Source organism: Clostridium sp. USBA 49 (genome assembly GCF_900167505.1).
Lineage (GTDB): Bacteria > Bacillota > Clostridia > Clostridiales > Clostridiaceae > Clostridium_AT > Clostridium_AT prolinivorans.
The window spans coordinates 280,486-295,152 of sequence record NZ_FUYD01000002.1; the positions used below are offsets into that span (position 1 = coordinate 280,486).

16 protein-coding genes are annotated in these 14,667 nt (G+C 26.7%); all 16 read left to right on the plus strand.

The genetic code is table 11. From position 1 onward, the window contains the following. Position 1 precedes the first annotated feature (1 nt). Entirely contained in the window at positions 2 to 1,060 is a 1,059-nt protein-coding gene (gene ispG / locus B5D11_RS03290) for a flavodoxin-dependent (E)-4-hydroxy-3-methylbut-2-enyl-diphosphate synthase (protein WP_078681622.1), read from the plus strand. A gap of 303 nt (positions 1,061 to 1,363) precedes the next feature. Further along, a complete protein-coding gene (rimP, locus tag B5D11_RS03295) occupies positions 1,364 to 1,825 on the plus strand; it encodes a ribosome maturation factor RimP (protein WP_265936964.1) in 462 nt (153 codons plus the stop codon). A gap of 16 nt (positions 1,826 to 1,841) precedes the next feature. Next, on the plus strand, positions 1,842 to 2,900 hold the full coding sequence (gene nusA, locus B5D11_RS03300; protein ID WP_078681623.1) for a transcription termination factor NusA: 1,059 nt from the start codon (positions 1,842 to 1,844) through the stop codon (positions 2,898 to 2,900). Next, the gene (locus tag B5D11_RS03305) at positions 2,897 to 3,166 is read left to right on the plus strand and encodes an RNase P modulator RnpM (RefSeq protein ID WP_078681624.1); all 270 of its coding nucleotides are present in this window, start codon (positions 2,897 to 2,899) and stop codon (positions 3,164 to 3,166) included. Before nusA ends, B5D11_RS03305 begins: the two co-directional genes overlap by 4 nt. Next, positions 3,156 to 3,461, plus strand: a complete 306-nt coding sequence (locus B5D11_RS03310; protein WP_078681625.1) for a ribosomal L7Ae/L30e/S12e/Gadd45 family protein — start codon at positions 3,156 to 3,158, stop codon at positions 3,459 to 3,461. Before B5D11_RS03305 ends, B5D11_RS03310 begins: the two co-directional genes overlap by 11 nt. Before the next feature lie 19 nt (positions 3,462 to 3,480). Continuing rightward, positions 3,481 to 5,550, plus strand: a complete 2,070-nt coding sequence (infB, locus tag B5D11_RS03315) for a translation initiation factor IF-2 (RefSeq protein WP_078681626.1) — start codon at positions 3,481 to 3,483, stop codon at positions 5,548 to 5,550. Positions 5,551 to 5,567: 17 nt separating this feature from the next. Further along, positions 5,568 to 5,927 carry a 30S ribosome-binding factor RbfA gene (rbfA, locus tag B5D11_RS03320; protein WP_078681627.1) on the plus strand — a complete coding sequence of 120 codons (360 nt, stop codon included), beginning with the start codon at positions 5,568 to 5,570 and terminating at the stop codon, positions 5,925 to 5,927. Further along, complete coding sequence (locus B5D11_RS03325) at positions 5,920 to 6,873, plus strand: DHH family phosphoesterase (protein ID WP_228201956.1); 954 nt, start codon at positions 5,920 to 5,922, stop codon at positions 6,871 to 6,873. The genes rbfA and B5D11_RS03325 overlap by 8 nt, the downstream gene beginning before the upstream one ends. Next, positions 6,873 to 7,742 carry a tRNA pseudouridine(55) synthase TruB gene (truB, locus tag B5D11_RS03330; protein ID WP_078681629.1) on the plus strand — a complete coding sequence of 290 codons (870 nt, stop codon included), beginning with the start codon at positions 6,873 to 6,875 and terminating at the stop codon, positions 7,740 to 7,742. Before B5D11_RS03325 ends, truB begins: the two co-directional genes overlap by 1 nt. Before the next feature lie 11 nt (positions 7,743 to 7,753). After that, complete coding sequence (locus tag B5D11_RS03335) at positions 7,754 to 8,731, plus strand: bifunctional riboflavin kinase/FAD synthetase (RefSeq protein WP_078681630.1); 978 nt, start codon at positions 7,754 to 7,756, stop codon at positions 8,729 to 8,731. Positions 8,732 to 8,815: 84 nt separating this feature from the next. Further along, positions 8,816 to 9,079, plus strand: a complete 264-nt coding sequence (rpsO, locus tag B5D11_RS03340; RefSeq protein ID WP_078681631.1) for a 30S ribosomal protein S15 — start codon at positions 8,816 to 8,818, stop codon at positions 9,077 to 9,079. A 124-nt stretch (positions 9,080 to 9,203) separates the two neighbouring features. Continuing rightward, positions 9,204 to 11,318: a polyribonucleotide nucleotidyltransferase gene (locus tag B5D11_RS03345; protein WP_078681632.1), complete on the plus strand. Its 2,115-nt coding sequence runs from the start codon at positions 9,204 to 9,206 to the stop codon at positions 11,316 to 11,318. A 57-nt stretch (positions 11,319 to 11,375) separates the two neighbouring features. After that, a complete protein-coding gene (locus B5D11_RS03350) occupies positions 11,376 to 12,638 on the plus strand; it encodes a M16 family metallopeptidase (protein WP_078681633.1) in 1,263 nt (420 codons plus the stop codon). Continuing rightward, positions 12,635 to 13,084 (plus strand): dUTP diphosphatase, encoded by a 450-nt coding sequence (dut, locus tag B5D11_RS03355; RefSeq protein ID WP_207651095.1) that lies wholly within the window; start codon positions 12,635 to 12,637, stop codon positions 13,082 to 13,084. The genes B5D11_RS03350 and dut overlap by 4 nt, the downstream gene beginning before the upstream one ends. 68 nt (positions 13,085 to 13,152) lie before the next feature. Then, complete coding sequence (locus B5D11_RS03360) at positions 13,153 to 13,428, plus strand: YlmC/YmxH family sporulation protein (protein WP_078681635.1); 276 nt, start codon at positions 13,153 to 13,155, stop codon at positions 13,426 to 13,428. 12 nt (positions 13,429 to 13,440) lie between these two features. After that, on the plus strand, positions 13,441 to 14,640 hold the full coding sequence (dapG, locus tag B5D11_RS03365) for an aspartate kinase (protein WP_078681636.1): 1,200 nt from the start codon (positions 13,441 to 13,443) through the stop codon (positions 14,638 to 14,640). Positions 14,641 to 14,667 lie beyond the last annotated feature (27 nt).

The following is a 14,667-nucleotide window of genomic DNA, read 5'->3' on the forward strand; positions in this document are numbered from 1 at the left end:
AATGGAAAGACGAAAGACTAGAAAAATAAAAGTAGGCAATATATTTATAGGAGGAAATTCTCCAATTGCTGTTCAATCTATGACCAATACAGATACTAAAGATATAAAATCTACAGTATCACAAATTTTAAAATTAGAAAAATTAGGATGTGATATAATAAGATGTGCTGTTCCCGATATAGAATCAGCACAAGCTTTAAAGACAATTTGTTCTCAAATACATATTCCTCTTGTAGCAGACATACATTTTGATTATCGTCTAGCTCTTCTTTCTATTGAAAATGGAGTATCTGCTTTAAGAATAAATCCTGGAAATATTGGGAACCAAGATAGGATTGAAGCTGTTGCTAATGCATGTAAAAATAAAGGTATACCTATTAGAATAGGTGTAAACTCAGGTTCTCTTGAAAAAGATATTTTAAAAAAATATGGGAAAGTATGCCCAGAGGCTTTAGTAGAAAGTGCTTTAAGGCATGTAAATATCCTTGAAAGTTTAAATTTTTATGACATTGTAATATCTATTAAATCTTCAAATGTAATGCAAATGATAGAAAGTTATAGAATTATATCACAAAAAATTGATTATCCTTTACATTTAGGAGTAACAGAATCTGGAACTTTATGGAGAGGAACAATAAAATCTAGTATAGGAATAGGAACTTTGTTATGTGAAGGGATAGGAGATACTATTAGAGTTTCTCTTACAGGAGATCCTGCAGAAGAAATAAAAGTAGGAAAAGAAATTTTAAAATCTATAGGATATTTAAAAGAAGGAATAGAGTTTATTTCTTGTCCTACATGTGGAAGAACTCAAATAGATTTAATTAAAATAGCAAAAGAAGTAGAAGAAAAATTATCCAATAAAAATATAAATTTAAAAATTGCAATAATGGGATGTGCTGTTAATGGGCCTGGAGAAGCTAAAGAAGCTGATATAGGAATAGCAGGAGGGAATGGAGAAGGTCTTATATTTAGTAAAGGTAAAATAATAAAAAAAGTAAAAGAAGAAAATCTTGTAGAAGAATTAATTAAAGAAGTTGAAAATATGAAAAATATATAAGTATTTATATATAATACTTATATATTTTTAAAATTATTAAATTATTCTTCTTAAATTATTCTTTCTTAAATAAAAGAATTTTCCCTTGAAATAAATTTTTTATTATGTTAGAATAAATTTAGATAATATTTACAGATAAATTTTGCGAAATAAGTGGGTCTAAAAACCCGCTTTTTCTATTTTTAAAACGCAACTTTTGTTGCGTTTTATTTCAAAATAAAAATAATATAAAAATTAAATTATCTGTATAAAAGTAATATACTTTAAAATTATTGTAAAACATATATGTAAGGAGGGATTGAAGTGAATAATGAATTACTTATGGAAAAAATATTAAAATTAGTTAAACCTATTGTTGAAGAACAAAATTATGAATTATATCATTTAGAATATGTAAAAGAATTTGGTGAAAATTATTTGAGAATATATATAGATAGTCCTAATGGAATTTCTTTAAATGATTGTGAAAAAGTAAGTAGACCAGTAAGTGATATTCTTGATGCTGCAGATCCTATAAAAGAGTCATACTATTTAGAAGTATCTTCACCTGGTATAAATAGAATACTTTATAATGATGCTCATTTAAAAAAATATATAAATAACCTTGTAGATGTTAAATTATCAAAGATTTATAATGGTAAAAAGCGATTTGAAGGTATATTAAAAAATTTCAATTCAAATGAAATTATTATTAGTAATGATGGAATTGATATTATTATACCGAGAGATAAAATAAAATTAATAAGTTTAAAAGGGGATTTATAAGGAGGCTAAAAGATAAATGAATGAAGAATTTATAGAAGCTTTAAAAGAAATAGTAAAAGAAAAGGGCATAAGCGAAGATTTAATATTTGATACTCTTGAAGACGCCTTAGTTGCAGCATATAAAAAGAATTATACAACTGGAAGTACTCAAAATGTTAAAGTAACAATTAATAAAGAGAATGGAGAAACACATGTTTATTCTCAAAAACAAGTAGTTGAAAATTGTGAAAATGAAATAGAACAAATATCATTAGAGGATGCTAAAAAAATAAATCCAAGATTACAAATTGGAGATATAGTAGATATTGAAGTTACTCCTAGAAAATTTGGAAGAGTTGCAGCACAAGCAGCAAAACAAGTTGTTATTCAAAGAATAAAAGAAGCAGAAAGAAATATTATTTATAATGAATTTATAGAAAAAGAATATGATATTATAACTGGTACTGTTATAAGAAAAGATAAAGGAAATGTATTTGTTAGCTTAGGAAAAATAGAAGCAATTCTTGGACCTAATGAACAAATGCCAGGAGAAGAGTACAATTTCAATGATAAAATAAAATTATATATTGTAGAGGTAAAAAATACTACCAAAGGTGCTCAAGTTATTGTTTCAAGAACTCATCCAGGATTAGTAAAAAGACTTTTTGAATTAGAAGTACCAGAAATATTTAATGGAATAGTTGAAATAAAAAGTATATCTAGAGAAGCAGGATCAAGAACTAAAATTGCAGTTTACTCAAATGATGAAAATGTTGATGCTATGGGAGCTTGTGTCGGTCCTAAAGGAATAAGAGTTCAGAATATTGTAAATGAATTAAAAAATGAAAAGATAGATATTATAAAATGGAGTAAGCTGCCAGAAGAATATATAGCGAATGCTTTAAGCCCTGCTAAAGTATTGGATGTATCTTTAGATGAAGAAAATAAATCTGCTAAAGTTGTAGTAGATGACAATCAATTATCTTTAGCAATAGGCAAAGAGGGTCAAAATGTACGATTAGCAGCAAAACTTACAGGATGGAAAATTGATATAAAAAGCAAATCACAAGTTTTGGAGGTAGGTGAAAATTTATGAAAATAAAAAAAGTACCTCAAAGAATGTGTACAGGATGTATGGAAATGAAACCTAAAAAAGAATTAATAAGAATTGTACGAAATAAAGAAGGTGAAGTATCTATAGATTTAACTGGGAAAAAGCCAGGAAGAGGAGCATATATTTGTGATAATATAGAATGTCTTACTAAAGCTTTTAAAACAAAAAGATTGGAAAAAAATTTAGAAGTAAAAGTAAGCGAAGAAATATATAACAAATTAAAGGAAGAGATTATTAATGAAAAATGATTTTCTTCAATTCTTAGGTTTAATAAAAAAAGCTGGTAAATTAATAGAAGGTTATAATAAATGCGAAGATGCAATAAAAAAAGATATTTTACATTTTATAATTATATCAAATGATTGCTCTGAAAATACAAAAAATAAGTTTATTAATTATTGTAACAAATTTAATATTAATTATATACAAAGATATTCTAAAGAGGAATTAGGTAATATACTAGGCAGAAAAGAAATCAACATATTAGGCGTAACTGATAAAAATATGAGTGATAAATTACTCAAAATAATAAATAAAGGTTAAAATACCGGGGGTGTATATATTGTCAAAATTAAGAGTATACGAATTAGCTAAAGAGTTAGAAATTTCTAGTAAAGATTTAATAAATTTACTTTCAGAAGAATTTAATATAAAAGTTAAGAATCATATGAGTGTTATAGAACAAGAAGATGCTGAATTAATAAAAGAATTAATTGAAGAAAGCAAAAAATCCGAAAACAAAAAAAATGATGATGTCTTAGAAAAATATGAAGAATTAGTGGAAGAAAAAATTAAAGTAAAGAAAAACAAGAAAAAAACAAATGATAATATTCTAAATACAAGTTTAAATAATGTAATAGATGATGAGGGAAACAAAGTTATAGAAATTGGAGATACTATTACAGTAAAAGAATTATCAGAAAAATTAAAAAAACCTTCTACTGAGGTTATAAAACAATTAATATTTACAGGGGTAATGGCAGCTATAAATCAAGAAATAGATTTCAATACTGCTTTAAAAGTAGCTGAAAAATTTAATGTAACTCTTATAAAAAAAGAAGAACCTTTAATTAAAATAGATAATGATGATGATGAAAGTTTAGAAGATGATAAAGATAATGAAAAAAGACCTCCTATAGTTACAGTAATGGGCCATGTAGATCATGGGAAAACTTCATTATTAGATGCTATAAGGAAATCAAGAGTAACAGAAACAGAAGCTGGAGGAATTACTCAGCATATAGGTGCATATACCGTAACTATAAATAATGAAAAAATAACTTTTTTAGATACCCCTGGGCACGAAGCATTTACTGCTATGAGAGCTAGAGGTGCTCAAATTACAGATATAGTTATCTTAGTTGTAGCAGCAGATGATGGTATAATGCCTCAAACTGTTGAAGCTATTAATCATTGTAAGGCTGCAAATGTACCAATTATAGTAGCTATTAATAAGATAGATAGAGCGTCTGCAAACCCTGATAAAGTTAAACAAGAGCTAACTGAATATGGGTTAATTCCTGAAGATTGGGGCGGAGATACTATATGTGTTCCTGTATCAGCTCATACAAAAGAAGGAATTGAAAATTTATTAGAAATGGTTATTTTAACAGCTGAAATGCAAGAACTAAAGGGTAATCCTAAAAGAAACGCAAAAGGAACTGTTATAGAAGCAAAATTAGATAAAGGAAGAGGTCCAGTTGCTACTCTTTTGGTGCAAAATGGTACTTTACATGTTGGAGATTCAATACTTGTAGGAACAACTTACGGAAGAATAAGAGCTATGTTTGATGATAAAGGTAAGAAAATAAAATCAGCTGGTCCATCAATACCAGTAGAAGTACTTGGTCTTTCTGAAGTTCCTATTGCAGGAGATAAATTTAATGTGACAAAAGATGAAAAAACTGCACGTGATATGGCAGAAAAAAGAAAAGAGAAACAAAGAACTGAACATTTACAATCTACACATAAAGTTTCTTTAGAAGATTTATATAATCAAATGAAAGAAGGAAAAATAAAAGAATTAGATATAATAGTTAAAGCTGACGTGCAAGGTTCTATAGAAGCTATTAAACAATCTTTAGAAAAGCTCTCTACAGATAATATTAAAATAAGAGTAATTCATGGAGCTGTTGGAGCTATAACCGAAACAGATGTAATATTAGCTGCTGCTTCAAATGCCATAATTATTGGGTTTAATGTTAGACCAGATGTAAATGCTAGTGCATTAGCAGAAAAAGAAAATGTAGATATTAAAACTTATAGAATAATATATAATGCTATTGATGATGTGAAGGCTGCCATGATGGGAATGTTAGACCCTGAGTATAAAGAGGTAATTCTTGGGAAAGCAGAAGTTAGAGTTATCTATAAAATTTCTAATGTTGGTACTATTGCAGGTTGCTATGTAATTGATGGTAAAATTACAAGAAATAGTAATGTAAGAATAATTAGAGATGGTATAGTAATTTTTGAATCTACTTTAGCTTCATTAAAAAGATTTAAAGATGATGTAAAAGAAGTAGCGGCAGGATATGAATGTGGATTAAGTATTGAAAAATTTAATGATATTAAAGAAGGAGATATTATAGAAGCTTATACAATGGAGCAGGTTAAATTAAAACAATTATAGAAAAGGGAGAGGATTATGTGGTTAATTATAGAAGAGGTAAAATTAACGAAGAAATAAAAAGAGAATTAAGTAATATAATTCATAATGATCTAAAAGATCCAAGATTAACTGCTATGATTAGTATAACAAATGTTGAAGTAACACGAGATTTACGCTATGGAAAAGTTTTTGTTAGTGTATTTGGTAGTGAAGATGATAAAAACAATTCTATTGTTGCTTTAAAAAATTCGGCTGGATTTTTAAGAAGAGAATTAGGACACAGAATTAATTTAAGATATACTCCTGAACTTATTATTGAATTAGATAATACTATAGAAAAAGGCATGCATATAGATTCTCTAATAAAAAAAATAAAGGAGAATAATGAAAATGCTTAATGAAATTATTAATAAAATTAAGTGTAGTGAAAATATAGGAATTACTTTCCATATTTCACCTGATGGAGATTCTTTAGGCAGTGCATTAGCTTTAATGATTGGATTAAAAAAAATAAATAAAAATGTATATATAATTTGTAATGATAATATACCAGATATTTATGATTTTTTGCCTTATATTAAAGAATTATCAGTTGATTCTTATAAAATTAATAATATAGATTGCATTATTGTACTCGACTGTGGCAATTTTTCACGAATTTCTGCAAATTTGGATTTAAATAATAAAGAATACACTTTGATAAATATTGACCATCATATTTCTAATGAAAAATATGGAGATTTAAATTATATTTCGCCAACTTCGGCCGCAGTTGGCGAAATAATATATGAACTTCTTAAATTATTATATGTACCTGTAGATAAAGATATGGCTACATGTCTTTATACATCTATTATTTCTGATACAGGAGGATTTAAACATTCAAATACTACTTCTACAACGCATAAGATAGCAGGAGAACTTATTGATATAGGCATTGATCATAGTGAGATTTATAGAATGCTGTTTGAAAATGTTAAATTCGAAAGAGTAAAGTTATATGGGAAAGTTATAGATGCAATGTATCTTTCAAAAGATAAAAATATATGTATAATGAAGCTTACAAAAGAAATGCTAGATGAAATTGGTATTGAAGCTTCAGATACATCGGATATTATATCAATTGGTGTAAACATTGATACCGTTGAAGTAACTGTTTTATTAAAAGAAACGGATAAAGGTACAAAAGTAAGCCTTCGTTCAAAATCTATTGTTGATGTTAGAAAAATTGCAGAATATTTTGGAGGTGGTGGGCATATTAGGGCTTCAGGTATTTTAATTAATAAACCTCTTAAAGAAACAGAAAATTTAATAATAAAAGCTATAGAAAAAGAGTTGATATAATGAATGGAGTTATAAATATTTACAAACCTTCTGGAATTACATCTTTTCAAGCAGTTAAAAAAATAATGAATGTATGCAATACCAAAAAAGTAGGTCACACTGGTACACTTGATCCACTGGCTTCAGGTGTGCTACCTATTTGCATTGGTAAAGCTACAAAAATTGTTGATTTTATAATGAGTGATACAAAAGTTTATAATGCAGAATTAATTTTAGGGATAGAAACTGATACTTATGATAAAGAGGGGAAAATAATTTCTCAAAAGAATGTAAATATTGATAAAAAACATGTAGAATCAGTTATTTTATCTTATATTGGAGAAATAATGCAAGAACCTCCTATGTATTCTGCATTAAAAGTTAATGGAAAAAGATTATACGAATTAGCGAGAGAAGGCAAAATAATTGAACGAAATAAACGAAAAGTTTTCATATATGATATTAAGATAAGAGAAATTTTACTTCCTTTTGTAAAATTTACTGTAACATGTTCTAAAGGAACCTATATTAGAAGTTTATGTAATGATATAGGAAAAAGTTTAAATGTTGGTGCAACTTTATGGAATTTAGAAAGAATCAAAACTGGTAGTTTTAATTTAGAAGATTCAGTTCATTTGGATATAATTAACAATACAAATATTGTTAATTATATAATACCTATTGATAAAGTACTTAACAATTATGAAAAACTTTCTTTTAATAGTAAATATGAAAAACTTTTAATTAATGGTGTAAAAATAAATAATAAGTATATTTTGGGTAATATAAAAATTAATAAATTATACAGGGTATATATAGATAATGATAAATTTATTGGACTAGGGATTAAGGATGATGAAGGATTTAAGATCACTAAATTATTAATTTAGGAGTATTTATTATGATAATATTAGAAGATAATTTTAAAACATATATAAAAGAAAAAACATATATTGCGCTAGGAAGTTTTGATGGATTACATATAGGACATATAAGTTTGATTAATAAAGCAATAGAATTATCAAAATTAAATAACAGTAAAAGTATGGTTTACACTTTTAAAAATCATCCTTTAAGTATAATAAATAAAAATAAAACTCCAAAATTATTAATGGATAATTATACAAAATTAAATATATTAAAAAGCTTAGGAATTGAAATTGTAAATTTAGTTCATTTTAACAATGAATTTATGAAAATATCTCCAGAAGATTTTATTTACAATATGATAAAATTTTATAATGTAAAAGGAATAATTGCTGGATTTAATTATAGATTTGGATATAAAAATAATGGTGATGTCGAATTATTAAAAAAACTTAGTAAAAAGTTTAAATTTGAATTATATATAGTAAATCCTATAGTTTATAATAAAGATATAGTTAGTAGTTCTAGAATACGTAATCTTATAGGAAATGGAGAAATTGAAACTGCAAATAAAATGCTTTTAATTCCATTCATGCTTGGTGGAAAAGTTATAAAAGGGAAACAAATAGGAAGAACTATTGGTTTCCCTACTGCTAATTTAAAATATAATATTAATATTATACTACCACGAAAAGGTGTATATTTTACTTTAATACAATACCAAGGAAATATATATAAAGGAATTACAAGCATAGGATATAATCCAACAGTTGAAAATTCAAAAAAAAATATTTCAGTTGAAACATATATATTGGATTTCAATAAAGATATTTATGGTGAAAATATAAATATATATTTTATATCTAGAATAAGAGATGAAATAAAATTTAATTCTATAAAAGAATTAGCTACACAATTAGAAAAAGATAAAAATTTTGCGCAAATTCAAAAAATAGAAGATATTGAGTTTAAAATAAAAAACAATTTACAATCTAATTTTTATCTGTTATAATTACACTCGTGAACCTTATTCTAAGAAATTTGAATTGCCGACGTATTTCTTGGAATATAGGCATAATTTTTGGAGGTGTATATTTTGGATAAGGCAAAGAAACAAGAAATTATTGAAAATTTTAAAAGACATGATGGGGATACAGGATCTCCTGAAGTTCAGATTGCAATTTTAACTGAAAGAATAAATCATTTAACTGAACATTTAAAAGAACACAAAAAAGATCATCATTCAAGAAGAGGTCTTTTAATGATGGTTGGTAAAAGAAGAGGTCTTTTAAATTATCTTATGAAGGAAGATATTCAAAGATATCGTGATATCATTGAAAAACTTGGATTAAGAAGATAATAAATATAGAGCGGCTAAAAACCGCTCTATTGTTTTAAAAAATTAGGTTTAACATATTATAATTTATAATATGTTAAAATTAAGTCGATAATAATAAAAAGAAATATTGAGAGGAGGTAAATATATGAGTAATATATTTGAAACTATTGTTTCAGGTAGAAAATTAAAAGTAGATTATGGAAAAGTAGGCATGTTATCTAATTGTGCTTTGCTCGTAAGTTATGGAGACACTGTAGTACTTGTTAATGTGAATGCATCTGAAAAGCCAAGAGAAGGAATTGATTTTTTTCCTTTAAGTGTTGAATATGAAGAAAGACTATATGCAGTTGGAAAAATTCCTGGAGGGTTTATAAAAAGAGAAGGTAAACCTTCAGAGAAGGCTATACTTGCAGGAAGAGCTATTGATAGACCATTAAGACCATTATTCCCTAAAGGTTATAGAAATGATGTTCAAATTGTATGTACTGTGTTATCTGTTGAGCCTGACAATCTTCCAGAAATATTATCAATTAATGCAGCATCTTTAGCATTATGTATTTCTAGCATACCATATAATGAACCGGTAGGAGCTGTATCAGTAGGGTTAATTAACGACAAATTTATTATAAATCCAACTTTAAAAGAAAGAGAACAAAGTAGTTTAAATTTAACAGTTTGTGCAACTAAAGATAGAGTTATGATGATTGAAGCAGGTGGAGATGAAATTCCTGAAGATGTAATGTATAATGCAATAATGTTTGGCTTTGAAGAATGCAAAAAAATAGTTAAGTTTCAAGAAGAAGTTACACAAAAAATAGGGAAAGAAAAGTTAGTACCAGAAATTTATGAAGTTAATAAAGAATTAGAACAAGAAATCAAAGAATTTGCTTTTGATCAAATCAAAGATGCTATGTATATAATAGATAAAGATAAACGAAATGAAGCAATGGATAAAATTAAAGAATTAATTAATGAAAAATTTATTGAGAAATATCCTGATAGTGATTCAGATATAGCTGATGTAGTGTATAGAATTCAAAAAGATATAGTAAGGAATATGATATTAAAAGAGAAGAGAAGACCCGATGGCAGGAAATTTGATGAAATAAGACCAATAAGTTGTGAAGTTTCTATTTTACCTAGAACACATGGAACTGGATTATTTACTAGAGGGCTAACTCAAGTATTGACAGTAGCAACTATTGGTGCTTTAGGAGATGTACAAATATTAGATGGATTAGGTGATGAAGAATTTAAGAGATATTTACATCATTATAATTTCCCAGCTTATAGTGTAGGAGAAGTAAAGCCTTTAAGAGGTCCTGGAAGAAGAGAAATAGGACATGGTGCATTGGCAGAAAAAGCACTAGAGCCTCTAATACCATCTGAAGAGGAATTTCCATATACTATAAGACTAGTTTCAGAAGTATTAAGCTCTAATGGATCAACTTCTCAAGCAAGTGTATGTGGAAGTACATTAGCTCTTCTTGATGCAGGGGTTCCTATAAAAAGACCTGCTGCAGGTATAGCTATGGGACTTGTTACAAGTGAAGATTTAAGCGAAGAAGTTATATTAACGGATATACAAGGAATTGAAGATTTTTTTGGAGATATGGATTTTAAAGTAGCAGGAACTGAAGTTGGTATTACAGCTATACAAGTTGATACAAAAATACATGGTTTATCTAATGAATGTATAAAAAAGTCTATGGAAGATGCTAAAAAAGCAAGATTATTTATATTAAATAAAATAAAAGAATGTATTCCAGAGCCTAGAAAAGAATTATCACCTTTCGCTCCAAGAGTATATACTATAACTATTGACTCAGAAAAAATCAGAGATGTTATAGGTACAGGAGGAAAAACTATAAATAAAATTATATCTGAAACTGGTGTTAAAATTGATATAAAAGAAGATGGCAAAATTTTTGTTATGTCTAATGATGCTGTAGGTGCAAAAAGAGCATTAAAAATGATTGACGATCTTACTAAAGAGGTGAAAGCTGGAGAAGTTTACTTAGGTAAAGTAACTAAAATAGCAAATTTTGGAGCTTTCGTAGAAATACTTCCAGGCAAAGAGGGTCTTGTTCATATATCAAAATTAGATGTAGAACGAGTTAATAAAGTAGAGGATGTTGTGTCTGTTGGAGATGAAATTTTGGTAAAAGTAACTGAAATTGATGGCCAAGGAAGAATTAATCTTTCTAGAAAAGATGCTATAAAGGATTCAGAAAGTAATGAAAATGAAACAAAAAAATAGAAGGGCAATATTGCCTTTTTATTTTTTACAAAATTTGTATATTGAAAGGAGGATAAAATGTATAAAAATTTTATCTTAGATAACGGCCTTAGAGTAGTAGTTGAAGATATTGAATATGTAAATTCAGTAAGTGTTGGTTTATGGATAGAAAACGGTTCAAGAAACGAAGATAAACATAATAATGGAATTTCTCATTTTATAGAACATATGTTGTTTAAAGGAACTAAAAAAAGAAATGCAAAACAAATTGCAGAAAGTATTGAAGATGTAGGAGGACAAATAAATGCATTTACAGGTAAAGAAACAACTTGTTTTTATGTAAAAGTATTAGATACCCACTTAGAACTTTCTTTTGATATTTTATCTGATATGATTTTTAATAGTGTATTTAATTATGAAGATATAGAAAAAGAAAAGGGGGTTATAATTGAAGAAATAAATATGAGTGAAGATTTACCTGAAGATGTTTTATCAGATCTTCATAGTAAAGCTATTTGGGGTGATGATCCTATATCTATGCCTATTTTAGGTACTATAGAAACAGTAAAATCTTTTTCACAAAAACAGCTTTTAGAATATCTTCATTCATATTATATTCCAGAAAATTGTGTATTATCTATAGCTGGTAAAATATCTACAAATAATATAGAAAATTTAGTAAATAAATATTTTGGGAAATGGCCTTATTATAAATCTAAAACAATAACTCAATATACATATCCTAAAATTTTAAAAAATCATTTATTTAAGCAAAAAGATATTGAACAATTGCACATAAACTTAGGTATTAATGGTTTAGAAATAGGTAATGACGATATATATAGTTTATTAATTTTAAATAATATGTTTGGTGGAGGGGCTTCGTCAATATTATTTCAAAAAATAAGAGAAGAGCTTGGAATTTGTTATAGTATATATTCATATATTTCTTCTTTTAAAAATACAGGTATAATAAGTATTTATACAAGTTTAAATCCGAGATATTCTAATCAAGTTATTGAATTAATAAAAAAAGAAATATATAAATTTTCTAACTTGAGTATTACAAATGATAAACTTATTAAATTAAAAGAGCAATTAAAAGGAAGTTACATATTAGGATTAGAAAGTACTAGCAGTAGAATGTTTAGTAATGGCAAATCAATGCTTTTTTTTAATAAAATTGATACTCCTGAAGATATAATAAAAAAAATAGATATTATAACCATAGAAAATTTAAATAATGTTATGGAAAAAACATTTAAAAAAGGTATACAAAATTCCGCTTTTGTAGGAGAAAGTGTTAATTTAGATTCAATAATAAATATAATAAAGGGGTGATACGATTGCTTCTAAAAATTAAAAAAGTAAGAGGATTTGAAGATTTACCTACACCAAAATTTATGACAGATGGTTCAGTTGGCATGGATTTATATGCAGCACTTAATGAAGTTGCTATTATAAAACCATTTGAAAGGGAAAAAATACCTGTAGGTATATGCATTGAGCTTCCTAAAGGATATGAAGCTCAAATACGTCCAAGAAGTGGATTAGCAATAAAATATGGTATAACTTTGTTAAATACTCCAGGAACAATAGATTGGGATTATCGTGGAGAAATAAGTGTTATAGTTATAAATTTTGGAAATGAAGATTTTATTGTAAAAAGAGGTGATAGAATTGCTCAAATGGTATTCAATAAAATTGAAATTCCAGAAATCCACTTAGTTAATGAAATTAATTCTACAACTAGGGGAATTAGTGGATTTGGGTCAACAGGGAAATAGTAATAAAAATTTAATAGCTATCATAATATTTTATTATAATAATGTCCTTATTTAAAAGGGGGAGAACTATGAGTGATAATATAAAATATTATAGCGAAATGGAAAAATATGAAATAATAAATATTAATGATGGAGAAAAATATAGCTATCTAGGTAATAATGATATAGTAGTAGATGAAGAAGGTAATTTAAAATTTTTAATACTTAATAGTCAAAAAACAAGATTTTCTTTATTTGGTGGGAATGAGTTTATAGAAGTACCTTGGGAATATATAAAAAAAATTGGTTCTAGAACTATAATCTTAGATGCGGAAGAAAATACCCTTAAAAGAACTAGAATGTAATGGAGGTATATGATGAAAATACTTGTACAAAAATTTGGTGGAACATCTGTATCTACGCATGAAAGAAGATTATTAGTTATCGATAAAATAATAAATGCTTTAAAAACTGGATTTCAACCTGTTGTTGTTGTTTCTGCTATGGGAAGGAAAGGAGATCCTTATGCAACAGATACTTTATTATCATTAATAAGTGATGAATTAAAAGAAAAAAATCCTTTAGCTACAGATTTGCTTATGAGTTGTGGAGAAATTATAAGTACTGTAGTTATGTGTGATGAGTTAAATAACGCAGGGATAGAGGCAATTCCGCTTACAGGAGGGCAAGCTGGAATTATTACAGATGATAATTTTAACAATCCTTCCATAATAAATGTTGATATTAAAAAAATTTTAAATATAATTAATAATAAAAAAGTACCTGTTGTTGCAGGTTTTCAAGGTCAAACTGAATCGGGATGTATTACTACATTAGGAAGAGGCGGAAGTGATGTTACTGCATCTTTACTTGGTGTAGCTCTAAATGCTGAAGAAATTCAAATATATACTGATGTAGACGGGATTATGACAGCTGATCCTAAAATTGTATCAGATGCTGCATTAATTAAAGAAATAAGCTATAATGAGGTCTTTCAATTTGCTGATGAAGGTGCAAAAGTTATACATCCAAGAGCTGTAGATATTGCTATGAAGGGAAATATTCCGTTAATAATTAAAAATACATTAAAAAATTGTAATGGTACTGTAATAAATAATACAGGTTCTTTAAATTTTAATAATATTATAACTGGAATAACTTATATGAATAATAGGATTCAAGTTAAAGTTAGCTTAAATGAGAACCAAAATAATGATAACTATTTTAGACTATTAGACATACTTGCACAAAATATGATAAGTATAGATTTAATTAATGTTTTTCCAAAGCAAAATATATTTACTATTAGTGAAAAAGATTTAAATAAATTTAAAAACATAATGAAAACATTAAATTTACAATATAGTTGCATTTATAAATGTAGTAAAATTTCTTTAATTGGCAATCATATAAAAGGTGTTCCAGGTGTAATGGCAAGAGTGCTAAAAGCTCTTACAAAAGCTAATATAGAAGTACTTCAAACCTCAGATTCACATACAACTATTTGGTGTTTAGTTGAAGAAAAATTTACTGAAGATGCTATCAAAGTTCTTCATTCAGAATTTAAATTAGGATAAAGCATGTATATATAAATCTCCTTCTGC